This window comes from Hymenobacter psoromatis, from assembly GCF_020012125.1.
Classification (GTDB): Bacteria; Bacteroidota; Bacteroidia; order Cytophagales; family Hymenobacteraceae; genus Hymenobacter; species Hymenobacter psoromatis.
Window position 1 is genome coordinate 2,861,398 of record NZ_JAIFAG010000001.1, and the last position, 26,630, is coordinate 2,888,027.

General features: G+C 61.4%; 19 protein-coding genes. 13 read left to right on the forward strand and 6 right to left on the reverse strand.

Annotated features, from left to right (window positions below; genetic code table 11):
• The first annotated feature begins 131 nt into the window (after nucleotides 1–131).
• From LC531_RS12485 to LC531_RS12520, 8 genes are all read left to right on the forward strand, one after another.
• Nucleotides 132–2,540 (forward strand): glycoside hydrolase family 3 C-terminal domain-containing protein, encoded by a 2,409-nt coding sequence (locus LC531_RS12485; RefSeq protein WP_223650635.1) that lies wholly within the window; start codon nucleotides 132–134, stop codon nucleotides 2,538–2,540.
• Nucleotides 2,541–2,689: 149 nt separating this feature from the next.
• Nucleotides 2,690–4,129 (forward strand): glycoside hydrolase family 30 protein, encoded by a 1,440-nt coding sequence (locus LC531_RS12490; protein WP_223650637.1) that lies wholly within the window; start codon nucleotides 2,690–2,692, stop codon nucleotides 4,127–4,129.
• Between the two features lie 191 nt (nucleotides 4,130–4,320).
• A complete protein-coding gene (locus tag LC531_RS12495) occupies nucleotides 4,321–6,621 on the forward strand; it encodes a glycoside hydrolase family 3 C-terminal domain-containing protein (RefSeq protein ID WP_223650639.1) in 2,301 nt (766 codons plus the stop codon).
• 142 nt (nucleotides 6,622–6,763) lie between these two features.
• Entirely contained in the window at nucleotides 6,764–9,619 is a 2,856-nt protein-coding gene (locus LC531_RS12500) for a TIM-barrel domain-containing protein (protein ID WP_223650648.1), read from the forward strand.
• Between the two features lie 87 nt (nucleotides 9,620–9,706).
• Entirely contained in the window at nucleotides 9,707–10,798 is a 1,092-nt protein-coding gene (locus LC531_RS12505; RefSeq protein ID WP_223650649.1) for an aromatic amino acid lyase, read from the forward strand.
• A 77-nt stretch (nucleotides 10,799–10,875) separates the two neighbouring features.
• Entirely contained in the window at nucleotides 10,876–12,876 is a 2,001-nt protein-coding gene (locus tag LC531_RS12510) for a T9SS type B sorting domain-containing protein (protein ID WP_223650651.1), read from the forward strand.
• Nucleotides 12,877–12,947: 71 nt separating this feature from the next.
• Nucleotides 12,948–14,660: a hypothetical protein gene (locus LC531_RS12515; protein ID WP_223650654.1), complete on the forward strand. Its 1,713-nt coding sequence runs from the start codon at nucleotides 12,948–12,950 to the stop codon at nucleotides 14,658–14,660.
• 121 nt (nucleotides 14,661–14,781) lie between these two features.
• Entirely contained in the window at nucleotides 14,782–15,120 is a 339-nt protein-coding gene (locus tag LC531_RS12520) for a YbaB/EbfC family nucleoid-associated protein (protein ID WP_223650656.1), read from the forward strand.
• A gap of 222 nt (nucleotides 15,121–15,342) precedes the next feature.
• Here the strand turns inward: LC531_RS12520 and LC531_RS12525 are convergent, their stop codons facing one another.
• Nucleotides 15,343–15,918 carry a tetratricopeptide repeat protein gene (locus LC531_RS12525; RefSeq protein WP_223650657.1) on the reverse strand — a complete coding sequence of 192 codons (576 nt, stop codon included), beginning with the start codon at nucleotides 15,916–15,918 and terminating at the stop codon, nucleotides 15,343–15,345.
• Between the two features lie 121 nt (nucleotides 15,919–16,039).
• On the opposite strand from LC531_RS12525, the gene LC531_RS12530 reads away from it, so the two are divergent.
• From LC531_RS12530 to LC531_RS12540, 3 genes are all read left to right on the forward strand, one after another.
• The gene (locus tag LC531_RS12530) at nucleotides 16,040–16,660 is read left to right on the forward strand and encodes a transposase (RefSeq protein ID WP_223650659.1); all 621 of its coding nucleotides are present in this window, start codon (nucleotides 16,040–16,042) and stop codon (nucleotides 16,658–16,660) included.
• A gap of 26 nt (nucleotides 16,661–16,686) precedes the next feature.
• The gene (locus LC531_RS12535) at nucleotides 16,687–17,571 is read left to right on the forward strand and encodes a transposase (RefSeq protein ID WP_223650667.1); all 885 of its coding nucleotides are present in this window, start codon (nucleotides 16,687–16,689) and stop codon (nucleotides 17,569–17,571) included.
• Nucleotides 17,572–17,734: 163 nt separating this feature from the next.
• Nucleotides 17,735–18,757, forward strand: coding sequence for a glycosyltransferase family 2 protein (locus tag LC531_RS12540; protein WP_223650669.1), 1,023 nt, complete (start codon nucleotides 17,735–17,737; stop codon nucleotides 18,755–18,757).
• Here the strand turns inward: LC531_RS12540 and LC531_RS12545 are convergent.
• From LC531_RS12545 to LC531_RS12555, 3 genes are all read right to left on the reverse strand, one after another.
• Nucleotides 18,741–20,144 (reverse strand): serine hydrolase domain-containing protein, encoded by a 1,404-nt coding sequence (locus LC531_RS12545; RefSeq protein WP_223650677.1) that lies wholly within the window; start codon nucleotides 20,142–20,144, stop codon nucleotides 18,741–18,743. The genes LC531_RS12540 and LC531_RS12545 overlap by 17 nt on opposite strands.
• A gap of 171 nt (nucleotides 20,145–20,315) precedes the next feature.
• Nucleotides 20,316–20,942 carry a helix-turn-helix domain-containing protein gene (locus LC531_RS12550; protein ID WP_223650679.1) on the reverse strand — a complete coding sequence of 209 codons (627 nt, stop codon included), beginning with the start codon at nucleotides 20,940–20,942 and terminating at the stop codon, nucleotides 20,316–20,318.
• A gap of 95 nt (nucleotides 20,943–21,037) precedes the next feature.
• Entirely contained in the window at nucleotides 21,038–21,256 is a 219-nt protein-coding gene (locus tag LC531_RS12555; protein ID WP_223650681.1) for a PspC domain-containing protein, read from the reverse strand.
• Nucleotides 21,257–21,399: 143 nt separating this feature from the next.
• Between LC531_RS12555 and LC531_RS12560 the strand changes: the two genes are divergently transcribed.
• Nucleotides 21,400–23,226, forward strand: coding sequence for a tetratricopeptide repeat protein (locus tag LC531_RS12560; protein WP_223650682.1), 1,827 nt, complete (start codon nucleotides 21,400–21,402; stop codon nucleotides 23,224–23,226).
• Between the two features lie 480 nt (nucleotides 23,227–23,706).
• Entirely contained in the window at nucleotides 23,707–24,690 is a 984-nt protein-coding gene (locus LC531_RS12565) for a pyruvate dehydrogenase complex E1 component subunit beta (RefSeq protein WP_223650683.1), read from the forward strand.
• A 99-nt stretch (nucleotides 24,691–24,789) separates the two neighbouring features.
• Here the strand turns inward: LC531_RS12565 and LC531_RS12570 are convergent, their stop codons facing one another.
• Both LC531_RS12570 and LC531_RS12575 read right to left on the reverse strand, forming a co-directional pair.
• Complete coding sequence (locus tag LC531_RS12570) at nucleotides 24,790–25,263, reverse strand: phasin family protein (RefSeq protein WP_223650684.1); 474 nt, start codon at nucleotides 25,261–25,263, stop codon at nucleotides 24,790–24,792.
• Nucleotides 25,264–25,421: 158 nt separating this feature from the next.
• The gene (locus LC531_RS12575; protein ID WP_223650685.1) at nucleotides 25,422–26,618 is read right to left on the reverse strand and encodes a lysophospholipid acyltransferase family protein; all 1,197 of its coding nucleotides are present in this window, start codon (nucleotides 26,616–26,618) and stop codon (nucleotides 25,422–25,424) included.
• Between the last annotated feature and the right edge of the window lie 12 nt (nucleotides 26,619–26,630).

Consider the following 26,630-nt stretch of genomic DNA (forward strand, 5'->3'; position numbering starts at 1 on the left):
GAACGTCATGCTCACCCTCGGGAAGCATGACGTTCGGTTTTCGGGCTGCCGCTTTGGCGGGCCAGGCCGGGCAGCCCTACCCCTCCGCTCGCGCCCAACGCGGCTTCCTACCCCTCCTCCTGCTTCCTGTTATGAACAAAGAAACAGCTACTTCAACGGCCCGGTGGGCCGTGGCCGCGCTTGGTTTGCTCGGCGCTACCGCCTGCTCGCCAGCAGGCAAAACAGAGGCGGGCCAGGCTGGCTCCTCCCTACCCCAGCTCGGCAAGGCCAGCCTGCAAGCCGTGCTGGCCGCCCTCACCACCGAGGAAAAGGTGAAGCTGGTGGTGGGCATGGGCTTCTACCCTTCCGGCTTTCCGGCGGGAATGCTGCCGCCCGGCGACCCTGGCGACCGCGAAGTGCCCGAAAAAGTGCCCGGCGCGGCCGGCCGCACCCACGCCATTGCGCGGCTGGGCATCCCGTCGCTCACGCTCTCGGACGGCCCGGCGGGCGTGCGCATCGACCCCAAGCGGAGCGCCGACACCACCAAAACCTACTACGCCACGGCCTTTCCAGTGGCCACGCTGTTGGCTTCGAGCTGGGACACCACGCTGGTGCGGCAGGTGGGGGTAGCGTTTGGCAGCGAAGTGCGCGACTTTGGTATTGACGTGCTGCTGGCACCGGGCATGAATATTCACCGCAACCCGCTGGGCGGGCGCAACTTCGAGTATTATTCCGAAGACCCGCTCATTGCCGGCAGCATGGCGGCGGCCTTGGTGGGCGGCGTGCAAAGCAACGGCGTGGGCACCAGCATCAAGCACTTCGCGGTTAATAATCAGGAGTTCAACCGGATGCAGCTCAACTCGCACGTGAGCGAGCGGGCCCTGCGCGAGATTTATTTGAAAGGCTTCAAGATAGCCGTGCAGCGCGCCCAGCCCTGGACGGTGATGTCATCCTATAACAAAGTAAACGGCACCTACACCTCCGAAAGCCCCGAGCTGCTGACCGAGCTGCTGCGCAAGGAATGGGGCTTCCGGGGCCTGGTGATGACCGACTGGTACGGCGGCCACGACGCCGTGGCCCAGCTCAAAGCCGGCAACGACCTGCTGGAGCCCGGCACCCACGCCCAGACCGAGGCCATCTTGGCGGGCCTGAAAAGCGGCCAGCTCACGGCCGCCCAGCTCGACACCAACGCCATTCGGGTGCTGCGGCTGGTGCTGAAATCGCCCACCTTCAAGGGCGTGAAATACACCAGCCAGCCCGCGCTAAAAGCCGACGCCGCCGTGGCCCGCCGGGCCGCCGCCGACGGCATGGTACTGCTGCGTAACGAGGGTGCCGCCCTACCCCTACCCGCCGGCCGCAAGGTGGCGCTGTTTGGCAATACTTCCTACAACCTGATTGCGGGCGGCACGGGCAGCGGCAACGTGAACCGCGCCTACACCATCTCCATTGCCCAGGGCCTGGGCAGCGCTGGCTACGCCGTGAATACGCCGCTGAGCCAGGCGTATGGCAGTTATCTGAAGGCCGAGAAAGCCAAGCTACCCCCGACGAAGAACCCGTTTGCCCCGGCCCCGGTGATTGCCGAAATGGCCCCGCCCGCCGCACTGGTGCGGCAGCTGGCCCACGCCAGCGACGTGGCCGTGCTCACGCTGGGCCGTAGCGCCGGCGAGGGCGGTGACCGTCAGGTAGCCAACGACTTCACCCTCACCACCGCCGAGCAGGCGCTACTAAAGCAGGTGGCCGCAGCCTTCCACGGCGCGGGCAAGCGCGTGGTGGTAGTGCTGAACGTGGGCGGCGTGACCGAGGTAGCCAGCTGGCGCGCCCAGGCCGATGCCATCCTGCTGGCCTGGCAGCCGGGCCAGGAAGGCGGCTACGCCGTGGCCGACGTGCTGAGCGGCAAAATAAATCCCTCAGGCAAGCTGGCCACTACCTTCCCGATGAGTTACGCCGATATTCCCTACGGGGCCGATTTTCCGGGTAAGCTGCTGGCCGGCGGGGCCAAGCCGGCGAACGCGCTCATGGGCCAGCCGTCGGAAAATACCTACTCGGAGGGCATTTACGTGGGCTACCGCTACTACAATACCTTTAAGAAACAGCCAGCGTATGCGTTTGGCTACGGCCTGAGCTACACCACGTTTGGCTACGGGGCGCTGAGGCTGAGCGCGGCCTCGTTTAGTGGCTCGCTCACGGCCAGCCTGACGGTGACGAACACTGGCAAAGTGGCTGGCAAGGAAGTGGTGCAGCTGTACCTGAGTGCCCCGGCCGGCCCGCTCGACAAGCCCGCCAGCGAGCTAAAAGCCTTCGCCAAAACCAAGCTCCTACCCCCCGGCCAGTCGCAGACGCTGACTTTCACCCTGAAGCCCGCCGACCTGGCTTCGTTCAACACGGCGTCATCGGCGTGGGTGGCCGATGCGGGCACCTACTCGGTACAGGCCGGCGCGTCGTCTTTGAACATTAAGCAGCGCGCCACTTTCCAGCTACCCGCCGCGCTGATGGTGGAGAAAAGTCGGCCGCTGCTGGCGCCGCCAGCGCCCGTTAACGAGTTGAAAGTTGCCAAAAGATAGTCCGCCAGCCAAGCTTAAAAGAACGGTCATGCTGAGCTTGTCGAAGCATCTCTACCGCATAAGTAATCTCAACGATTGGCGTTAGTCACGCGGTAGAGATGCTTCGACAAGCTCAGCATGACCGCCTGATAAAACTTCAAGACCGCTCCATGAAAACCTTTCGTATTTTGGCATTGGTCGCCGCGCTGGGGGTAGGGCTACGTAGCGCTCAGGCACAAACCCGCGCCGAGTGGGTAGCCACCACGGCCACCGCTGGGTGGGTAGCCCAGCCCGCCCCCAACGTGACCGCCAGCGCTGGCCCGGCCGATGCCGAAATTGTGCTCACGCAGCCGCTGCAAGTCATCCAGGGCTTCGGGGCATGCTTTAATGAGCTGGGCTGGACGTCGCTGAGCGCCCTACCCCCCGCCGACCGGGCGAAGGTGTTGCGCGAGCTGTTTGCACCGGGCGTGGGGGCTAATTTCACTATTTGCCGGATGCCGATTGGGGCCAATGACTTCTCGCGCGACTGGTATTCGTATGATGAGACGCCCGACGACTTTGCCATGACGCACTTCAACATTGCCAATGATGAGCAGACGCTGATACCGTTCATCAAGCAGGCCCGGCAGTATAATCCGAAGCTGGCGCTGTGGGCCTCGCCCTGGAGCCCGCCCACCTGGATGAAGTACAACCACCACTACGCCGCCGCGGCCGTGCGGCCCGAGCAGCGCCAGGCGTTCCCGCTGGCTGAAAACGGCCTGCCGGCAGACCGCCAGGGCCAGGAGGGCCACAACCTGTTCATTCAGGAAGACAAGTACTTCGCGGCCTACGCTTTGTACTTCGCCAAATTTATTGAAGCGTATAAGCAGCAAGGCATTCCGGTGGGCATGGTGATGCCGCAGAACGAGTTCAATTCGGCGCAGATATTTCCGAGCTGCCCCTGGACGGCTGCCGGGCTGGCGCGCTTCGTGGGCTACCTGGGCCCGCAGATGCGGCAGCACCAGACGCGCATTTTTTTCGGCACGATGGAGCGGGCCAACGAGGCGCTGGTGGACACCGTGCTGCGCGACCCGCGCAGTGCGCCCTTTATCGAGGGGGTAGGGTTTCAGTGGGCCGGCAAGGGCGCGATTGCGGGCATTCACCAGCGCTACCCGGCCCTCACGCTCTACCAGAGTGAGCAGGAATGCGGCGACGGTAAGAACGACTGGAAATACTGCGAATACACTTGGACGCTGCTGAAACACTACATTGGTAGCGGCGCTAACGCGTATATGTACTGGAATATCTCGCTGAAAAAAGGTGGTATCAGCCGCTGGGGCTGGAGCCAGAACTCGCTGGTGACCGTGGACGAGGCCGCCCACACCTATCACTACAATCATGAGTATTACCTCCTGAAACACCTGAGCCACTACGTGCAGCCCGGCGCGCGGCGGCTGGCTACCACCGGCGCGTTTACCAACCTGCTGGCCTTCCAGAACCCCGATAAAAGCGTGGTGCTGGTGGCTCAGAACGACCACGACACCGACCAGGCCGTGCGCTTTCGGGTGGGCGGCCGCACGGTAGCGCCGGTGCTGCGGGCACATTCGTTTAATACGCTGCTTTTGAAGTAAATTGTTTTCAACTAGCTATACCAGAACGTCATGCTGAACGCAGTGAAGCATCTTGGCCGCTTTATAGGACGATGTAGCAGAAGCGGCCAAGATGCTTCACTGCGTTCAGCATGACAAACGATTTTTAACGCGTTTCCTGACGGCCTTTTTTCCTAAAAATACATCCCTATCCTCTCTTTTTCTCCCATCTCATGCCCTACCCCTTTTCCCGCTTCGCTACCGTGCTGGGCACGGCCCTGTGCTGCGCCGCCGTCAGCCCCGCCCTGGCCCAAACCAAATCGACCAAACCGATGAAAACTGCGGCCGGTGCCAACCGCCAAGCCCTGCTTACTACCCACGATGCGCAGGTGAATGCCCTGCTCCAGCAAATGACGCTGGAGGAAAAGGTGCATATGCTGCACGCCAACTCGGCCTTCGCGGCGGGCGGCATTCCCCGCCTGGGCATTCCGGAAATCATGACCTCGGACGGCCCTCACGGCGTGCGCCCCGAGCAGGGCCGCGACTGGCGCGGCGTGAAGGATGCCCAGGATGCGGGCACCTACATGCCCACCAACAACGCCCTGGCCTCGACCTGGAACCGCAGCCTGGGCTACACCGCCGGCACGGTGCTGGGTAGCGAGGCCAATGCGCGCGGCAAGGATATCATCCTGGGGCCGGGCATCAACATCATCCGCGCCCCGCTGAATGGACGCAACTTCGAGTATTTCAGCGAGGACCCTTACTTGGTGACGCAGATGGTGACGGGCTACATTCAAGGGGTGCAGAGCCAGGGCGTATCAGCCTGCGTGAAGCACTACGCCCTCAACAACCAGGAAACCCACCGCGACGACATCGACGTGGAGGTGAGCGAGCGGGCGCTGCGTGAAATCTACCTGCCGGGCTTCAAGGCGGCCGTGGAGCAGGGCGGCGTGTACTCGCTGATGGGCTCGTACAACAAGTTTCGGGGCACTTACGCTACGGAGAATCCGTACTTGATGAACACCATTCTGAAGGGCGAATGGGGCTTCAAGGGCCTGGTAATCAGTGACTGGGGTTCGGTGCATAATACCAATGAAGCGCTGCGCAATGGCACTGACCTGGAGATGGGTACCGACCTGGTGCTGATGAGCCAGGGCGTGGACCAGAGCGCCGTGGCCTCGGGCGTGACCGGCCAGCCCGACCTAGTGAACGGCAGCAAAAAGAGCCTCTACGACCGCTTTTTCCTGGCTAACCCGCTGCTCGACGACCTGAAAAAAGACCCGAGCCTGGTGCCGATGGTGGACGAGAAAGTGCGGCGCATTTTGCGCGTCATGTACGCCACCCACCAGCTCGGCGACACCAAGCGCCAGCCCGGCGCTTACAATACCAAGGAGCACCAGGCTACCGCCCTGAAGGTAGCCGAGGAGGGCATTGTGCTGCTCAAAAACGAAGGTAGCCTCCTACCCCTCCAAAAGGCGGTGAAGACCGTAGCCGTGATTGGGGCCAACGCCGAGCGCCCGAACGCGATGGGCGGCGGCAGCGGGCAGGTGAAGGCCAAGTATGAGATTAGCGCTTTGCAAGGCATTAAGGATGAGCTAGGTAGCGGCGTGAGCGTAACCTACGCGCCGGGCTACACCATTGCCCGCGACCAGAAGGCTGACCCGGCCCTCATTGCGGCCGCCGTGGCCGCCGCCAAGGCCGCCGACCAGGTTATTTTCGTGGGCGGCTCCATCCACGGCTACGACTACGGCAAGTGGAGCGACAACGCCTACGACGCCGAGGGCACCGACAAGCCCGATATGAAGATGCCCTTCGGCCAGGATGAGCTGGTGCGGGCCGTGCTGGCCGCCAACCCCAAAACCGTGATAGTGCTGCTGGGCGGCGGGCCGATTGACGTGGCCGCCTGGGCCGGCCAGGCCCCGGCCATTGTGGAAGCCTGGTACCCCGGCATGGAGGGCGGCCACGCGCTGGCCCACCTGCTGTACGGCGACGTAAATCCCTCGGGCAAGTTGCCCATCACCTTCCCCAAGCAGCTCGAAGACGCGCCCGCCATGAAGCTGGGCGAGTACCCCAGCACCCCCGGCAACCCGCTGAAACAGACCTACAAGGACGATATTTTCGTGGGCTACCGCTACTACGACACGTATAAAGTGGCCCCGCAGTTTGCCTTCGGCCACGGCCTCAGCTACACCACCTTCGACTATGGCAAGCTGACCGTGACGCCCGGCAAGCAGAGCGCCACCGTGAAGCTGACCGTGCGCAACACCGGCAAAATGGCCGGTGCCGAGATAGTGCAGCTGTACGTGCACGACGTGAAATCCAGCGTGAAGCGCCCCGATAAGGAGCTGAAAGGCTTTGAGAAAATCATGCTGAACCCCGGCGAAAGTAAGACTGTGACTATGCAGCTGCCCGCCGAGGCTTTTCAATATTACGACGAGGCCAAAAAGCAGTGGGTGCTGGAGCCCGGCCAGTTTGAGGTGCTCGTCGGCAGCGCCTCGGATGATATCCGCCAAAAGGGTAGCCTGACGCTGTAGGGCAAGTTTAGGGTAGGGGGTAGGGGCTATTTGTCCTTGCGAGCGCAGCGCTGCGCTCGCAAGGACAAATAGCCCCTACCCCCTCAATATCTCACCCTACTCCCATCCCAACCAATAATCAAAAACTCGCCGCTACTCACTCATGCCCTTTCCCCTTCGCCTGCCCCCCCTTTTACTGCTAAGCCTAGCGGCTTTGCCGGCCGCTGCCCAGCAGGCCCCGCGCATCGAAAAAACCGCCGACGGCGTGGTGCTGCACCTGGCCCCACGCAACGACCAGGAAACGCGCACGCTGCGCCTCACGGTAGTTTCGGACCACATTATCCACGTGCAGGCTAGCCCGCTGGATACGCTTTCGACCACCAAAAGCCTGATGGTGGTGCCCCAGACCGGGCCGGCGGTCCACTGGCAATACCGCGAAAAGAAGGGGGTAGGAATGCTGACCACGCCCACCCTCACGGCCACCGTGGCGCTGGCCACAGGCGCGGTCAGCTTCGCCGATGCGCAGGGGCGGCCCATTTTGCAGGAGCGGGCGGGCGGCGGCAAAGTCTTCCGGCCCGTGGTGGCCGATGGGCAGCCGCTGTACGAGGTAACGCAGGTGTTCGAATCGCCCGCCGATGAGGGGCTTTATGGCCTGGGCCAGCACCAGAATGGCGTGATGAACTACCGCGGCCAGCCGGTGGAGCTGGCCCAGAACAACACCGACGTGGCGGTGCCGTTCCTGCTTTCGAGCCGGAATTACGGCATTTTGTGGGATAATTATTCCATTACTAAGGCCAGCGACACGCGCGACTACGAGCCGCTTTCTACGCTCAAATTGTACTCGAAGGAAGGCACGCCGAGCTGGCTCACAGCCACTTACGCGAGCAAGAAAAATCCGGGGCAAGTGCTGACGCAGCGGCCCGAGTCGGTGATAAGCTACGAGTACCTGGAAGACCAGAAGAATTTTCCGGCCGGCCTGAAGCTCGGCGATGTGCGGGCGAGCTGGGAGGGTAGCGTGGCGTCGGGCACGACGGGGCTGCACCATTTTTTGCTCAAGAATGCGGGCTACGCCAAGCTGTATATCGATGGCAAAGAGGTAGTTAATAAGTGGCGGCAAGCCTGGAATCCCGGTACGTCGGTGGTGCCGGTGCTGATGGAGAAGGGCCGCAAATACACTATTAAGCTGGAGTGGGACCCCGACGGCAGCGAGTCGTACCTGGGGCTGAAGTGGCTGAGCCCGCTGGTGGGCCAGGCCGCGCAGGAGTACGGCTTCCGCTCGGAGGCAGGCGCTGATTTGAACTACTATTTCGTGCAGGGGCAGTCGGCTGATGAGGTGATTGCCGGCTACCGGCAGCTGACGGGCGCGGCCCCGGTGAGCCCGCGCTGGTCGATGGGCCTGTGGCAGAGCCGGGAGCGCTACAAGACCCAGACGGAATTGCTGGATGTGGCCGCCGAATTTCGCAAGCGCCAGATTCCGGTCGATAATATCGTGCTGGACTGGTCGTATTGGAAGCCCGCCGAGTGGGGCAGCCAGGAATTCGACCCCAGCCGCTTCTCCGACCCCGACGCGATGATAAAGACCCTGCACGAGCAGGACCACCTGCACTTCATGATTTCGGTGTGGGCCAAGATTTACGAGGGCACTTCGGTGTACCGAGACTTCAAGGCCAAGGGCTACGTGTACCCCCGCAACATTGCCGATGGCACCAAGGACTGGATTGCGCCGGGCTACACGTCCACGTTTTACGACCCTTTCAACCCACAGGCGCGCCAGGCTTTTTGGAACCTGATGAATACCAAGCTCTTTACCAAGGGCGTGGATGCCTGGTGGATGGATGCCTCGGAGCCCGACATCTACTCAAACACCAACGTGACGACCCGCAAGGGCCTGATGGCGCCGGCCATTGGCTCCAGCACGCAGTATTTCAACGCGTTCCCGCTGCAAAATGCCAAGGGTATTTACGAAGGGCAGCGCGGCACTGCACCCGACCAGCGGGTGTTTTTGCTCACGCGCTCGGGCTACGCGGGGTCGCAGCGCTACGCGGCAGCCATTTGGAGCGGCGACATTGGCGCGCGCTGGGAGGACTTTAAGAACCAGATTCCGGCGGGGTTGAACTTCTCCATGTCGGGCATTCCGTACTGGACCAGCGACATCGGCGGCTTCGCGGTGGAGCGCCGCTACGAGCACCCGAACGCTACCGACCAGGCCGAATGGCGCGAATTGCAGGCCCGTTGGTACCAGTTTGGGGCCTTTTGCCCGCTGTTTCGGGTGCACGGGCAGTTTCCGTTCCGGGAGATTTACAACATCGCGCCCGCCGGCCACCCGGCCTACGAGAGCATGCTGTATTACGACAAGCTGCGCTACCGCTTGATGCCTTATATCTACTCGCTGGCCGGGCAGGTGCACTTCCAAAGCGTCACCATTATGCGCGGGCTGGTGATGGATTTTGGGAGTGACCCGGCCGTGCGCAACATCGCCGACCAGTACCTCTTTGGCCCCAGCCTGCTGGTGAACCCGGTGACCGATTACCAGGCGCGCAGCCGCAAGGTGTACCTGCCGGCCGGCACCGGCTGGTACGACTTTTACAGCGGTCGCCACTACCCCGGCGGCCAAACCCTGACCGCCGACGCGCCCCTGGAGCGCCTGCCGCTCTACGTGCGGGCGGGGGCCATCGTGCCCTTCGGCCCCGACTTGCAGTACGCCGCCGAGAAGCCCGCCGACCCCATCACGCTCTACGTGTATACGGGCCAGGACGGCAAATTCTCGCTCTATGAGGATGAGAACGTGAACTATAACTACGAGAAGGGCGCGTCGGCCACCATCCCGCTGAGCTACGTTGAGCGGAGCAAGACGCTGACCATCGGGGCGCGCCAGGGCTCGTTTCCGGGCATGGCGGCCAGCCGCACGTTTAATATCGTGTGGGTGAGCCCCGACCGCCCTACCCCCGTTGATTTTGCCAAAGCCCCGGCGCAAAGCGTGACGTATGCGGGCCAGGCGCTGACGGTGGGGCTGAAATAGGCTGATTCGCTTTGATAGCGCGGCTCTATCCTTTGTTGTTCCTGAGTTACCGCGGCCGTTTTTGCCGCCCGCCCTGTTTTCTCCGCCGTGCCCCACCTTTTCTTTTCTCAGCCCTTCCGCCTGCAAACCCTGCGCGAGCAGCTCCGCAGCACTGAGGCGGTGCGTATCAGCGCTACCACGCCGATGCCCGCGGCGAGCGAGCCGCCAGCGCCGGGCGCGTTAGCCTACCCGGCTGCCCACTGGCTACTGGCCTACGCCTGCGGCACCGGCCCCGAAGTGCCGCCCGAGCTGGTGCGCCGCCTGCTGCTGCTCAAGGCCCACAACCTGAGCTTAGCGGCCTCCCCTAATTCGCTCCTTCTCAAGCGGCTGCTTGATTTTTATAACCGCGACGTGTGGCCGGTCATCTATGAGCAGGGCACGCCCGCAACGCCACTGGCGCACCTGGCCCTACCCCTGCTGGGGCTAGGCGAGGTCAACTACCAAGGCTACCGCCTGGCGGCGGCCGACGTGCTGGGCCTCTTCGGCTGGGAGCCGCTGGCGCTGACCCTGCCGGAAGGCCAAGCGCTGCTGGCGGGGGCTGAATTTGCGCTAGCCTACGCCACGGAGGCGCTGGAGCGCGCCGAGCTGGTGCTGCGCGCCGACGTGGCCATCGCGGCGCTAAGCGCTTCAGCGCCGGCACCAGGCCCTACCCCCGCCTCGCTGGCCGAAGCCGCCCGCGTGGTCGAAGCGGCCTGCAATGCGCCCGAGTCGGCCGCCGGCCTACCCGGCGCTTTCAGCCAGGTGGCTGTTGCGCTGGCCGCCGTGGGCGAGGCATCGGCGCGGCGCACGGGCCAGCTGCTGGCCGCGCCGCCGACTGTTGGCGCGATGGATTTTGTGGGCTTGGTGGCCCTGCCGGCCGTGGCGGCCAGCCTGGCCGCCGCGAGCCAGCGGCTGGCCGGGTTAGCCGAGCCGCACCCGACCGACGTGCGCTGGGTAGCGGAAAATACTGAGCAGCTGCTGGGCCTGGAACTGCTGGCCGCCGCGCAGGCGCTCGACGAGCGGCGGGCGGCCTCCGGTGAGCCGGTACCGGCGGTGGTAGCCGCGTTGCGCGAGGTGGTTACCTTCGTGGCGCACGACCGGCTGCTGGCCCCCGACCTGCACCGCGCCGCCCGCTTCGTGCGGGAATACGAGTGGGCGTAATTACGTCGTTGGCTACTAGCTATTGGCTGTTAGCTTTTGTTCTAACCAACAAGACTTTGGAACGGGTAGTTAAAGGCATGAATTCGTTTTTTCTCCTTGCGCGGCTGCTGGTGCTGGGGTGGCTGCTGGCCGGGGCTGGGTCGGCGGCGGCGCAGTGTACTCTTACCCCCCTACCCACGGGCTGCACTACCCCCTTCGTGGCCGTAGACGTGGCCACCGGGCAGCCGGTGGACGCCCTGTGCGTGGGCCGCGCCGTGCGCTTCGAGCCGGGCTGCGGCCGTTCAGTAGCAACCAATCTGTTGTATTACAATGCCCTGCCGGGTACCAACGCTACGCCCCCTAACTGCGACTTCGTGCCGGGCCAGCTGGCGGTCAATACCTTTCTGCCCACCGCGGCGGGGCCCATCAGCGTTTCCGAGCTGGCCAACCCCAGCGTGGCGGGCGGCACGGGCACGGTGTTCGTGCGCAATTTTCAGGTGTATGCCAGTCCGGCTCCCATCACTACTCTCATACCCTGCTTGCACAATGCGGTGGGCCTAACTATTACGACCAGCGGCTACGACCAATATTTTGCCCAGGTAGATGCCGGGGCGCTGGTGGGGCCGCTGGGGCCAGGCACGATTACGCTGCCGGCCGCCCCCGGCAGCAGCATTACCGTCATCGGCCGCTACCTCAGCAATGGCCTTTGCGAGGGCCGGACCACCAAAATCGTTCCGACTCCCACTCCGGCGCAAACTCCGGTGCTCAGCCGCCTGACTACGCAGGGGCCGTTGCCCACTAGCAATATAGTTCTAGCAGTCAGTAATTTACCTAATGACTACTACTATCGTGTGGAGCGCATTGATGCCAGCGGCCCGCACCTGGTATTGCTACTGTCGCCTAATAGCACGTCGGGGGTAGTAATTAATCCGAATTCCTTACCCGGTCAATACCGCATCGGCCGGGTTGATTACTGCCGCACCGACTCGGCCTTTTCGGCCCTGGTGCCGACCATTGAGCTGGCCGGCACTTCGACCAACAACGTCAATAACCTGAGCTGGCAAACGGCCGGGCCGGTAGACGGCTACACCCTGCTGCGCGATGGCAAAACCCTAGCCACCCTACCCCCCTCGGCCACTACCTACGCCGATGCGGCCGTGAGCTGCGGCACCAGCTACGTCTACCAGCTGCAAGCCGCCGTGGCAGGTAGCCAGAGTATTTCCAATGAGGTAGCCGTACTAGCTACCTCTACCCTACCCCCCGACCCGCCGCTGCTCAACGCCAGCTTCGACCTGCTGGGCCGGCTCACGCTCACGGCCAGCGGGCCGGGCGGCGCGGCGCTGCCGGCGGGTGGGCAGCTGCTGTACAGCCGCCAGGGCGGGCCGGGCGCGCTCGATTTTGCGGCCGTTCCCACCGCCACCGACACCCTGCGCGACCCCGCCAACCTGGCCGCGCTGCTGGCCGCCGCGCCCTGCTACCGCGTGCGCCTGCAAGATGTGTGCGGCAACTCTTCGGCCCCTACCCCCCCCACCTGCCCCAGCCTGCTGACCGTAACGGCCGCCGACCCCGAGGGCCTCACGGCGCAGCTGAATTGGTCGGCCTTTCAGGGGCCGGGCAGCCCAGCCGCGCCGGCCAGCTACCGGGTGCTCACCCTGGCCCCCGATGGCACGGTGCTGGCCGCTTCGGCCCCCACCGCCGGCCTGAGCTACCTCGACCCTACCCCCCCCCCCGACCGCCAGGTGCTGCGCTACCGGCTGGAAGTGAGCGGCGCGGGCCTGCCGCCCGGCACCGTGAGCTACTCCAACGTGGCCACCCTGGCGCGCCGCCCGCGCCTGCTAGTGCCCAATGCTTTCACGCCCAACGGCGACGGCCTCAACGACGTGCTGGAACTGAAGGGCCGTTACCTAAATAATTTTTCCTTCGTAATAATTGATAAGAATGGCCAGGAAGTATTCCGCGCCACCGACCGCGCCCAAACCTGGGACGGCACCATCCGGGGCCACGCGCCGGTGAACGCGGCCTACGTCTGGCACCTCCAGATGCTGGACGAAACCGGTCAGGATTTCAGCCAGACCGGTACCGTTACTATTTTAAAATAGATTTTCTTTAAACGTTTGTCATTGCCGCGCTGCGCTCGCCATGACAACGTTTTCTAACCACCCAAAACATCATGCCCGACAACTCTTTTGCCACCACCTACCACCTGGGCCAGTACCAGGTCGAGATTGACGCTAAAACCAAGGCACTCAACGACCAGGGTTTCACCACCCGCTTCTGGCAAAAAGACGCTACCCTGTGGACCCAGGACGCGGAGGCGCAGAAAAGCATTCGCACTTATATGGACTGGCTCACCACGCCCGACGTGATGGCCGGCAACGTGGCGGAGATTCAGCAGTTTGTGCAGGATGCCAAGCAGGACGGCTTTCAGCACGCGGTGGTGATGGGCATGGGCGGCAGCTCGATGGCCCCCATTGTGTTTGAGCGCTGCTTCCGGCGCGGCGCGGCGGCCCTGCCGCTGTCCATCCTCGACACCACCGACCCCGGCACCATTGCGCAGCTGGAAGCCAGCCTGTCACTGCGCGAGACGCTGTTTATGGTGTCCAGCAAGTCGGGCACTACGGCCGAGCCGCTGGCTTTTAATGACTATTTTTTCGCCAAGCTCAAGGCCCTGAAAGGCGATAAGGCGGGCGAGAATTTCGTGGCCTGTACCGACCCTGGCTCGCACATGGTGGACCAGGCGAAGAAGGAAGGTTTCCGATACACGTTCGAGAATTTTGCGGGGGTAGGCGGCCGGTTTTCGGCCCTCACCTACTTCGGGCTGGTGCCGGCGGCCCTGCACGGCGTGGACGTGGGCGCGCTGCTGGCCGGCGCGCAGGCCATGATGCGCGCCTGCGGCAGCCAGGGCGCGGTGGCCGATAACCCCGGCCTGGCGCTGGGCACGGCGCTGGGCGTGCTGGCCCAGCAGGGCCGCGATAAGCTTACGCTCATCACCCCCGAGTCGCTCAGCAGCCTGGGCTTGTGGCTGGAGCAGCTTTTTGCCGAAAGCACCGGCAAGCAGGGCAAAGGCATTTTGCCGGTGGCCGGCGAGCCGCTGGGCCGCCCCGACGAGTACGGCCACGACCGGGTGTTCGTGTACGTGGGCTACGAGAACGAGACGGACCAGGCCAACCAGGACAAGCTGACGGCCCTGGAGGCGGCCGGCCACCCGGTTATCAGCATCCGCCTGAAGGAACCGCTGGACCTGGGCCGCGAGTTTTACCGCTGGGAAATCGCGGTGGCCGTGGTGGGCATTGTGCTGCAAATCAATCCCTTCGACCAGCCCGACGTACAGGCCGCCAAAACGGCTACTGACAAGCTGATGAAGGAAGTAACGGAAAAGGGTAAGCTGCCCAGCGCCGGCCAGCCCACCGCTACCCAGGCTGGCATCAGCTACTACGCCGAGGTGGCCGGCTCCGACGCGGCCGGGGTGCTAAAGGCATTTTTTGCGCAGGCCGCGCCCGGCAATTTTGTGACGCTGCAAGCCTACCTGCACGAAACCGATAAGCTCAACCAGCAGCTCGCCGACTTCCGCCAGTTGGTGCAGGATAAGCTGCGCCTGGCCACTACTTCGGGCTACGGCCCGCGCTTTTTACACTCGACCGGCCAGTACCACAAGGGCGGTCCCAACACGGGCTTGTTCGTGCAATTTACCGCCGACCACCCGCAGGACCTGCCGCTGCCCGGCCGCACCTACACCTTCGGCACCTTCGAGAACGCCCAGGCCCAGGGCGACCTGCAAGCCCTGCGCGACAAAGGCCGCCGCGCCATTCATATCCACCTCGGCCCCGACCCCGAACAAAGTATGGGCACCGTGCTAGCCGCCTTGAAGCAGGCGCTGGGGTAGGCCGCCACTTTTTGCCCCGGCTTTGAGTTATACAAGCAGCCGCCCGGTTTTGACCGGGCGGCTGCCCTTTTTTCATTTTCACAACTTCTTCCAGCGACTTGGAAGCTAATACGTTACGACTATGGCATTTGATATGACCGGCATGATGGGCAAGGTGAAAGAGCTGCAAGACAAGATGCAGCAGGCCCAGGCGCAGCTTCAGCACCTGAGCGCCACCGGCGAAGCCGGCGGCGGCCTGGTAAAAGCCACCGCCAACGGCCACCGCACCCTCACCAAGCTCGAAATTGACCCCTCGCTGCTCACCCCCGAAGACCGCGAAATGCTCCCCGACCTCGTAGTAGCGGCCGTCAACAAAGCCCTGGAAGCCGCCGGCGAGCTGGCTAAAAGCGAGCTGCAACGCCAAACCAGCGGGTTAATGCCTAATTTGCCTGGTTTGGATTTGAATAATTTTGGGCTATAAGAGTTTGCTTAAAAAATAGGGATAGTTGCTCACCAGGCAAATTTAGTTAACTGGGTAAAATGGAATTTTTAAATTGATAGCGCAGAGAGTTATTTTTTGCTTATTTCTGAAAATAATTCATTAACATAACAAGAGTTATAAACCCACTCTTGGAATTGTGGTGGTTTTAGCCCCCACTGCCCCCATCTTCCGATTGTGGTACTTTAGCGAGGCAGTGCTTCGTTAGTCAAACGACTGGCAATAGTCCTCATAAGTGCGGAGAGAATCACCGCTTAACGTTTGAGCACGGGTTCGGTCTTCTTCCGCTGCTGGCTTTTGACCCAGCATATATTTTGCCGCGCCGCGCCCATAAAATGCTTCACTTAAGTGCTGATAATTAGGGGGTAAGCTAAGCTCTTTGTTGAAGTCTTGCAGCGCCAATCCGAAGTGCGCTTGTTCCAACCGGGCAGCAGCGCGCCGGCACCAAAATTCCTGGTCGGTGGGGTAGCGCGCCAATCCCCGCGAAAGCGCCATTTCTACTGCGAGCCCATCGTGAGAATACGCGTAGCACCAGTATAAATTCTGAAACACGTCGCGCGAATGATACCCTTTGCTGAGGGCTAGCTCAAAATAGCGAGCGGCTTCTTTGATGGCCACTGGACGGAGAACATCCGTGCCCATGCCTTCTTCTTTCTCGACCATCCCGCGTTCATACAAGGTCTTAGCTGGCGTGAAGAAAAAGGGATGAGACCACAGATACCCAAGCAAGCCAAGGCCACTGGCCAGCAGAACCAAGAGCAAGCGGTGAGGTGAAGTCATGGGGCTGTAATACGAAATTATCTCTGTACCTCGCTTAAACAAGTTAGCAAGCCGTTTTACGTATTGTAAACGGTCGTGGCTGTTGCAGAAGTAGGTGACTGGCCAGCAGTAACTTGGTCCTATGCAGGGCCACAAGCAGTTCGTTGATAAAGTCGTCTTGCGCTTCCGCCTCTCGGAACGCGTGCCGAAGCATAATTTCTACCGCCGCTTGGGCGAGTTGTTAGATTGGGAGTTTCTGCGCGAGCAGACGCGCTCCGTCTACAGCCATACCGGGCAGCCCTCGCTGGACCCCGTTGTCTTCTTCAAGTTGGTGCTCGTGGGCCGGCTGGAAAATATCGTCAGCGACCGCCGCTTAATCGAGCAGTGCGCCCTGCGGCTGGATATTCTCTTTTTTCTGGGCTACGAAGTGGATGAGGACTTGCCCTGGCACTCGACCATCAGTCGCACCCGCCAACTCTATCCAGCTGCCGTCTTCGAGCACCTGTTCGACCAGGTGTTCACCCAGTGCGTGCGCGCCGGGCTAGTGGCGGGCGATACGCAGGTGGTGGACTCGGCGCCCGTCAAAGCGGCGGCTTCCCTCGATAGCCTGCGCGAGAAACAAGCGCCTGCGGCCTCCTCGTTAACGATAGCAGGTAAGCCGGTGACTCCGGCACCAGCGGCGGCCGTGCACTCCGCACCCGCTCACCAGCTGCGCCGCGAGGCTACCCGGCGGGCGAAGCGGCAAGCCGCGCCGGGGGGCTAGGCGCCCGCCACCCCAAAGCCCAGTTATTGAGCAATAAAACGCACTACAGTCCTACCGACCCCGAGGCCCGCATCTCGGTAAAGCCGGGCAAAGCGCGAGCCCTCAACTACCTCTGTAGCGTGGCTGTGGACACGGCCGCTGGCCTCATCAGCCACATCCAGGCGGACTTTGCCGACCGGCGCGACAGCACACATGTGCCTGACCTAGTGCCCCGGCTGCAAACTCGCTTAGTAGCCAACGAGCTGACTTTGCGCGACTTTGTAGCCGATACGGGCTACTCCAACGGCTTCAACTATGCCTTTCTAGAACAGCGGAGTGTTACGCCCTGGATTCCGGTTTTTGGGGCCTACAAACCAGCCCCCGAAGGCTTTACCTATGAGGCGGAGGTCGATGCGTTTCGCTGCCCGGCCGGCAAGCTGCTCCCTTTTCGCAACTATGCTACTAGCAAAGACGGAAACTGGGCCAAGAACTACCGGGCCGCTTATCAGGACTGCCAGCAGTGCCCCTTGAAAATGAGTTGTACGCCGGCCGCGCCCCAGCAGAAGTTCGTGCGCTCGGCCTTTGCCGCGGCCTATCGCCGCGCTTGGCACCGCCAACACAGTCGGGCGGGGCAGCAGATGCGCCGGGTCCGGCAACGCACCGTCGAGCCGGTTTTTGGCAGTTTACTGCACCACTATGGGCTCCGACGGGTCGGCACCAAGGGCCGGGCGGCAGCTCATAAGGCCATGCTGCTCAGTGCGATTGCCTACAACTTGAAAAAGCTGCTCAAATACCAGTCGAAGCCGACCGCCAGGGTGGCAATTGCCCTCTACCCGATGCAACAAGGGTCCTATAGCTCGCTTTTTAGCGCTTGGTTGACTACTTCTAACTCTCTTCAAGTCAATTCTCTAACTGAGTGCCTACCCATCTAGAGTTCTGCAACAGCCACGGTCGTTTACAATACGTAAAACTACGGCTTCAAAATCCACGGCGTGAGCTTCAACGTGCTGTATCTTCCGTTCTTTGAAGCGAGCCCCCATAAAAGTTAAGGCGTAACCATTCTTTGTAAACTCTTACTCCAACTCCATTTCCCCTTTGACCTGCGCCGACGTTGCCATTGTTATTCTCAATTACAACGGCGAACATTTTTTGCGGCAATTCCTACCCGGTGTGCTGGCCCACGCGGCCGGCGCGCGGGTAGTGGTGGCCGACAATGCCTCGACCGATGACTCGGTGCCGCTGTTGCGTCACGGCTTCTCGCAGGTGGAGGTGCTGGTTTTTACCGAGAACCTGGGGTTTTGCGAGGGCTATAATGAGGCGTTAGCCCAGCTCGACAGCCCGTATTTCGTGCTGCTCAACTCCGACGTGGCCGTGCAGCCGGGCTGGCTGCCGCCGCTACGGGCGCTGCTGGCCAGTAACCCGCGCATCGCCGCTGCGCAGCCTAAGCTGCTCATGCACAACGACCCTACCCTCTTCGAGTACGCCGGCGGCGGCGGCGGCTACCTCGACCGCCTGGCCTACCCCTTCTGCCGCGGCCGGCTCTTCGACACGCTGGAAGCTGACTGCGGGCAATATGACGACGCGCGGCCCGTGGCCTGGGCCAGCGGCGCGTGCTGCCTGGTGCGGGCCAGCGCCTGGCACGAGTTGGGCGGCCTGGAGCCCGCCTTTTTTGCCCATATGGAGGAGATTGATTTCTGTTGGCGGGCCCAGAACGCGGGCTACGAAATCTGGTACGCGGGCGGCGCGAGCGTGGTGCACCACGTGGGCGGCGGCACCCTGCCCAAAAGCAGCCCCCGCAAAACCTACCTCAACTTCCGCAACGGCTTGGCTTTATTATACAAAAACGCGGCCCCCGGCGAGCTGGCGGGTGCGTTCGCGCTACGCCTGCTGCTGGACTGGGTGGCCGGGCTGCGCTTTTTGCTGGCCGGTAACTGGGCTGAGGCCCAGGCGGTGGGTAGGGCGCACTGGCATTTTTTGCAGAAACTCAGCTACTGGCGGCAGCGCCGCCGTTTGGCCCGGCCGCATTTGCGGGTAGATGAGCGCGCCGGCACCTACGCGGGCAGTATTGTATGGGCATATTTTGCCAGGGGTAAAAAGCGGTTTAGCGAGTTGGATTGAAAGCGGGCAGGATGTACTTACTCATTAGCTCGTCGGCTGGCGACTGTTGATTATAGCAACCAGCCGTCATCACGACTACCAAGTGCTGCTGCGGAAATAAGGCGATTCGCTGGCCACCATTTCCCTGAGCCATCATCCCGTCGTAACGAACCCCATTCGCGTTGAGGTGCTTCAGCCACCATAGGTAGCCGTAGCTCACGCCCTGCACCACCGAATGCGGCGCGAGGGAGGCCGTGACCCAGGCGGCCGGTACTATCGCCCGCTGCTGCCAGCATCCCTGGTCGAGATACAGCAGGCCAAATTTAGCCATATCGCGGGGACGCAGGGAAAGCTGACAATATGTTTCGGCGCTGGTCGAGTCGGGCACGAAGCGCCAATTGAAGTGCTTGATACGCAATGGCGCGAACAAATAGCGCTTGGCGAATTTGGGCAGCGGCTGGCGCGCCTGCTCTTCAATGAGGCGGCCCAGCGTAATCGGATTACCTGAGCAGTAGCGCCCCGTAGTGCCGGGCGCGTCAAGCATCGGCAGGTCCAGGGTAAACTTCACCCAATCAGCTGAATAGTCCATCTTGGTTTCGTTGCCTACCGACTTTTCATCGCTAATATCGCAATCGAGACCGGTCTGGTTGGTGAGCAGGTTTTCGATGGTAATCTGCTGCTTAGCCGGCGAATTATGCTGAATTTTATATTCAGGAAACAGCGCGGCTACCGGCTGCTGCACGCTGCTGAGCACGCCCCGGCTGAGCGCAATGCCCGTGAGTGCCGAGATGAAGCTCTTGCTAGCCGACCGCAGTGAGTGCAGGCTATCGCGGTTATACTGGTAAAAATATTCCTCAAAAACCAGCTTATTATCCTTGATAATCAATACGCTGTGCACATCAGGATAACTCCTGTCTACGATTTTGGTCACCATTGTGGCCAGCAGCTTGGGGTCGAGGCCGGTGCCCTGGAGGGTGCCCACGGGCAGGCCATCGCCGGTAGCGGCCGGAGCTGTATAAATGTATTTGAAAGGCTGTGCCTCTGCCGGGCGTGGAAACCACAGCTGGCGCGAAAAAACTATCCCGCGCTTAAGCTGGCGAAATTGCTGGCGGTGCATAACGTAAGATGTTACGAAGCCGGCCGCATTGCGCTGAAAACGCACGGTATCGCCACTATTGCTTCGAAAAGCATCGGGTTCGATAAAAGTAAGTGGGTAGCGGGCGTCCGTGATAAACGCATAGAGGCGCAGGTCGCGGGGTGAGGCCATCATTTGCAGCGTCATACCGTTAGTGTAGCCATACTGCCCTTCGTATTGTTGCAGTTGGGCCAGCGTGAGAGCAGCCGGAGCCTGCGCCTGACTAGCGAGCGCGAAGAATAGCCCCATAAGGAGCAGACACCATTTTTTCATACCGGGGACGAGCAAGTTAGCGTGACTACCAGCATATTGCGACGCGATATCCAAAGGTGAGCACTGCGGCTACTCACTCCGGCCGCCAGGTCTGCGTCATTTGCCCGCCATTCTTATGACATTTAGTGTAAATACCTTTCCATCAGTATTTTATATTTCGCCTGCACTCCTCTAAAAGAGGCGCAAACCCATCGGGTAGCTGCCGTAACGACCCTGGCGCGCCCGGTGTGCACCTATTAGTAGCAGCGGGGCGTGCGCAAGATTCAGGCTAAATAGAAAGACCAGCGGAGTCATTACCAGCACAATGTGGAAGTACAGGATAAGCCCGATTTGAGCAGCCAGCAGCAGTAGATAGCCCCCGTAGGTTACGAGCGTCCACACCAACTCAAAGTTGAGTAATTGACTACCCGCTTTCTGAATTTCGAGGTTGTGCCGCTTGCGGTAGCGCAGCCACAGCGGCAAGACTATATTAGCCCCCGGCAGAAACACATAGCTAAAACAGGACAGGTACATTAGCGCCACGTAGGCGGACACCTCCTCCGGCGCGTCGACCACTCCAACTGGCGCAGGCTCTACTGCGGCTACTTGGGAAGATGCGGCAGTCAGGTCCTCTACCGATAGCTGAAGCGCGGCGGCCAAGGCCTGTAGGGTAAAGCCGCGCGGCAGCGTTTCGTTTTTTTCGATGCGCTGCACCGTGCGCAGACTCAGGTTAGATGCCTCGGCCAGATTTTCCTGCGAAAGACCCAGCCGCTGGCGATGAGCAACAATTTTTTCGGCTAAAGCAGACCCCTCTTTCATGCTGCAAGCTAGAGCTTGCTCCTTACAGAGAGGACATACGAAGTGATTGGCGTTCAAAAATCTCGTACCGAGAGGTCATGCCGCTTAACAACCCTCTACAAATCCCACACCGTGCTGCGCTGCTGGCGCCAAGCGCGGCGGATATTCATCCAGAACACTCCGGCGAAATAAAGTACTACCGGCGAGCCAAACGTGAAGAACGAGGCGTAGACAAATGAGAGCCGGATACTGCGCGTGCTGAAGCCCCAGCGCTGCCCCAGGGCCGAGCACAGCCCGAAAGACTGCGTTTCGATAAAGTCAGTGAGGCGGTGCATGAGATGAAGTTTTGGGCGATGCGGTGCAACTTTGCCGGGCTAATATACAACCTAATTCGCGGTCAACGTTACTGTTGAACATACGTTTAGGTGCGGACCGGGTTACCGGGTCGCTTTTTTTTCGCTGCCAACTTCCTTTTCGTTTGCCTTCATTCTCAACTCGTAAGCGCTTCTTCCTGGCTGGCTTACCCAGCTTGCTGCTAGCCCTGCTCACGGGCTGCTCGCCCCTGCCCGCCATGCTGAAAACGGCCGAAGCCGGCCGGCGCGTGCGCGTGGAGCCGGCCCCGCTCACGGCCGTGGGCGAGTCGGTGCCCTTCGAGGCCACGGCCAAAGCCGCCGCCAAACACCTGCATAAAGGGGCCGTGTACGAGGTGCTGCTCACCTATCGCTACGACCACGACCTGCGCCTCGACACGGTGGGCAGGCTCTCATTTGCGCCGGGCGAGTTTACCTACGACGACTCCGTGAAGGGCCGGCTGGTGAGCCGCCGCCGCTTCACCATTCCCAACACGCCGCAGCGCTCGCCCGGCCAACTCCTGGCCCGCGGCCAGGTGCGCGAGTTAAAGCCCCGCGGCAAAGTGCTAACCGCCACCACCGAAACCCTGGTGGCGCGCGGCATCGCCGACCCCGCCCGCCAGGTAGTGCTGGAAGATACGCTGCTGGCGCTGCTGCCCGAAACGGTGAGTAACGTGACGAGCGGCACGCGCATCTTACCCCTGTATTTTGACCAGGGCCAGTGGTTTATCCGCTCGCACCTGGGCACCAACATCGCGGCTCTGGAAGACTTAATTGATGAAAACCAGCACACCCAGCGGGTGCTCATCGCGGCCGGCCACTCGCCCGATTCGCTCGATGCCCACCAGCCGGCGCTAGCCAGCAAGCGCGTTAAAATGCTACTTTACTACTACAAACAACGGGTGAAAGGCTTTTCGTATCTGAATGACGTGGAAAGTATTAAGTTCGATACGCTGTCCTACCACCGAAGTTGGGAGCTGTTTCTCAACCAGGTGCAGCACTCTGTGCTAAAGCCCACGCAGCAGGACTCGGTAGTGAGCATTATCAATGATATGCCCGGCACATTTGCCCAAAAGGAGAAGGCGTTGCACCAGCTCAGCTATTTCGATTATCTGGAAGACTACATCTACCCGGTGCTGCGCTGGGGCACAGTGGCTGTCACCTACACCGCGCCGCCGCGCTACGACTCGGAGGTGTACATTTTGAGCAAAAAAATCCTGGCCAAGGAAGCCGACGTGGACGCCCTCACGCCCGAAGAGTTGCGCTATTCGGCGCAGCTTACCCCTTTGCTGGCCGAGAAGCAGCGCATCTATGAGCTGGCCGCCGCCAGCACCGCCCGCTGGGAGGCGTTTTATAACCTGGGCACGGTGCTGGCCCTGCGCGCCGCAAAGGAGCCGAGCCCGCGCGTAGTGCAGAGCTACTACCACCGGGCGGCCGTCAACTTCACGCTGGCCGCCCACCGCCACCCCACGGCCGAGCTGTTTTACCGCGCCGCTTCGGCCCACCACCACGCCGGCGAGCGCCTCGAAGCCTTGCAAGACTACGACTACGCCATTAAGCTGGGCGGCGACCGCGATATCCTGCGCAAGGTCTTTTCGGATAAGGCCGCCCTGGAAATTCAGGTGGGCCAACCCGACCAGGCCCTCACCAGCCTGCGCCTGGCTGGCCCCAGCTACCAGAACTATATGAACCAGGCCCTGCTGCTGACGCAGCGCGGGGCCTACGACGCGGCCGCCGCTCAGTACCAATTGGCCCTCGACTTGCGCCCGCAGGCCGCCGCCCCGCACTACGGCCTGGCCGTGGCCGCCGCCCGCCGCCACGACGAAGCTACCCTCACCACCGAGCTGCGTCAGGCCGTGCGCCTCAACCATGACCTCGCCACCCAGGCCACTGAGGACCTGGAGTTTCAGGACTACGTGCAGCGCCCCGCCTTCCGCGAAGCGCTAAAATTGTAGGGTAGGCTTTAGCCTGCCGGTCCCACAGCTCTATTTTCGCCGCACTCGCGTTCGGTATGTCCCCCAGCCAACGGCTACTCTGGTAAAAAAGAGAAGCCCTAGTTGCTAGAACAACCAGGGCTTCGAGAAGTGTGGGGGTTTCGGTAGAACCCTTTTACTTCCAACCAGATGAAAAAGGACAGCGCGAAGAAACTACTTAAAACTTGGTGTAAGCCGGTTTTTTTGGAGGTTTTGAAAGGATTAGCTAAAGGCTTCGGCCTCTACTTAATCGCTTATTACCTTCAGTAGCTGGGATTGGGAGCCGGGCCTAGGGTCGGGCTCCCTTTCTTTTTCGGGTTAAGAACGTGGTAAAGCTAGAACAGGTTCGGCTAAGTTGCGCCCCGACTGCCCGGTAGCATCAGAAGCTAGCTGCCACGCAAATTTCCTGCCCCGTTACCCGCGCCCGTGCCGTAACTTTACTCCGCTAATTTATTCTAACAGATGCGTACCATTCAATTCCGCGAGGCCCTGCGTGAGGCCATGAACGAAGAAATGCGCCGCGACCCGTCGGTTTTCCTGATGGGCGAGGAAGTGGCCGAATACAACGGGGCCTACAAGGTCAGCCAGGGAATGCTGGATGAGTTTGGCACTGAACGCGTGATTGATACGCCAATTGCCGAACTGGGCTTCGCTGGCATTGGGGTCGGCGCGGCGATTAATGGCCTCAAGCCGATTATCGAGTTCATGACCTTCAATTTCTCGCTGGTCGCCATTGACCAGGTGATTAACTCGGCGGCCAAAATCTACTCCATGTCGGGCGGGCAGTACTCGTGCCCCATCGTGTTTCGCGGGCCCACCGGCAACGCCGGGATGCTGTCGTCGCAGCACTCCCAGAACTTCGAGAACTGGTACGCTAACTGCCCCGGCCTCAAAGTTGTAGTGCCCAGCAATCCCTACGATGCCAAGGGCCTGCTGAAGGCCGCCATCCGCGACCCCGACCCCGTAATTTTCATGGAGTCGGAGTTGATGTACGGCGACAAGGGCGAGGTACCGGAAGAAGAATACGTGCTCGAAATCGGCAAGGCCAACGTGGTGCGCGAGGGTAAGGACGTGACGCTGGTGAGCTTTGGCAAGATGATGAAGCTGCTCTATACTGCCGCCGACGAGCTGGCCCAGGTTGGCATCAGCGCCGAAGTAATTGACCTGCGCTCAGTGCGCCCCATTGACTACGACACGCTCGTTAACTCGGTGAAAAAGACGAACCGTTTGGTGGTGGTGGAAGAAGCTTGGCCGCTAGCCAGCATCTCGGGCGAGCTGGCCTACATGGTACAACGCCGCGCCTTCGACTACCTCGACGCGCCGGTTATCCGCATCACCTGCGCCGACGTGCCCCTGCCCTACGCCCCTACCCTCATCGAAGCTTCGCTGCCCAACGTGGCCCGCATCGTGAAAGCGGTGAAGGAAGTTACCTACACGGCGGCGTAAGAAAAGCTTGTTTCCAACTAAAAAGCCCCCTTGCTACGTGCGTAGCAAGGGGGCTTTTTAGTTGGAAACCCGACGGGACAGTTGGCGCGGCCGGGTCACCTACTTACTACCCCCACTTTCGCCCGTAGCCGCGGCAGCTTTCTTGGCCGCGCCTGCCTTCGCGGCGGCCGAGCGCTGGGCGGTGGTGGCGGCGGCGCTCACCTTCGCGGCGGCCTTTTTTACGGTGCCAGCAGCCTGGGCGGCGGCGCTGGTGGCCAGCTTTTTGGCAGCTGGGGCTTTCGCGGCGGGCTTAGCGGCGGCTTTGGGCTTGGCGGGGGGGGTAGGCTTTTTCTTCGCGTCGGGGCTCAGGCCCACGCGGGTGCGCAGGTCATCGGTGAGGGTTTTGAATTGCTTTTCGAAGTCATTGCGCTTGGTTTCGCTGCTTTTCAGCAGGTCGTCCACGATTTTCTTGCCCTCGTGCTCCGAGATTTTACTCTCCTTCACGAGCTTCTCAATGGCGGTTTGCATGGCCTTGTTACCCTGCGAAACCAGGCCCACGCCGGTGTTAATGAATTTCTTAAACAGGTCATCCATGAGTAAAAAGAGGGAGAGTTTAAAGAAGTGAAAGTGAGTACTTTGGTGGCAAACTTACGCCCGCCGCGCCAGATACCCGACCAAGGTACTACCGTTTGCATAACTGCGCCTACCGTGGAGGTTAGAGTCGGCGCACGCGGCCGTGAAAACAGCCCGCCTCACGCGCTGGCCGCGGCCCTACCCCGCTGCTGCTGGCCCAGCCGGTGGCCCCGGTAGCCCTTAATGGCCAGCGGCAGCCAGCCCAGCACCGGAATGAAGTAGGCCAGCACCAGCGGATTGCGCCAGAGCATTTTCCAGAATGTGCCGGGCCGGTCAAGGTGCATATCGAAGTCGCGCTCGCCATTTTTGACGTAGCGGCGCTCGAACTCGGTGAAGGCCAGCGGCCAGGCGAAGGGCAGGAAAAACGGGAAGTAGCGGCGGTTTTCCTTGATGCGCTGCCACAGCTCGCGCCAGCGGTAGGGGTGGCGGCCGTGGGCGCGCACGGCGGCATCCAACTCGGTTTGCATTTGCCGACGCACCTGCTCGCTCAGGGCCAGGTACTCGGGGCGGGTCAGCTCGTCGTATTTCTTATCGGTCAGCTCGGAGGGGCGGATGCGGGTGCCCATTACGAAGGTAAGCTGGGCGGGTAGGGCCAAGTAAAATGCCCAGGGCTGGATAATAACCAGCAGTAGCAGCAGCGTGATGGGCAAAAACGGAATGCCGATTTTTTTAGTCAGCCGGTTTATCCACTCAAAGCTGTACGCATACGGATTTAAATATTCGCCATTAATGCAATAGAAGGGCATGATATCGGTGCCGTGCTGCAAGCTCAGGCGCAACATGCTGGTGGCCAAGCGCTGCAGCTCGTACTTGCGATTGAAACCCTTGCCGATGCCCGGCACACCCTCGGGGTAAAGCATGAGGTTGTTCTCCTGGTAGAACATCATGGTCTCAAAGTTGAGCGTGGTGGCATCCACACTGCCGCACTGCTTCCAGAAATCCCGGATGAGGTAGGGATTCATCAGGGTAGTTTGCGAGAGCATCGGGGCCGAGAGCGGCCGGGGCAAATCGCGCAGGGAGCCGCGGGTGCGCAGCAGGTAGCGCCAAAAGTGCGAGAGCGAAATAATGGCATCCCAGGGGAAGGCCATGCCCGAATGGTTGGAGGCAAAAATCAGCGGCCGGTTGGGGTTGTTGGGCTGCGGCCACGGTTCAAAGCCCACCAGCCGGGTCCGAAACCACACCCGGTCGAGCAGCTGCAGGATATTCTCATCCAGCGTTTGAGTAAATTCCTCGTGAAAATGCTCGCGGTAGATGTGTTGATTGGCCCGAATGGCGGGGGCGGGCGGGGGTAGAGAATCGGGCGTAGCGGCAGGCATGGGTGGCAAATG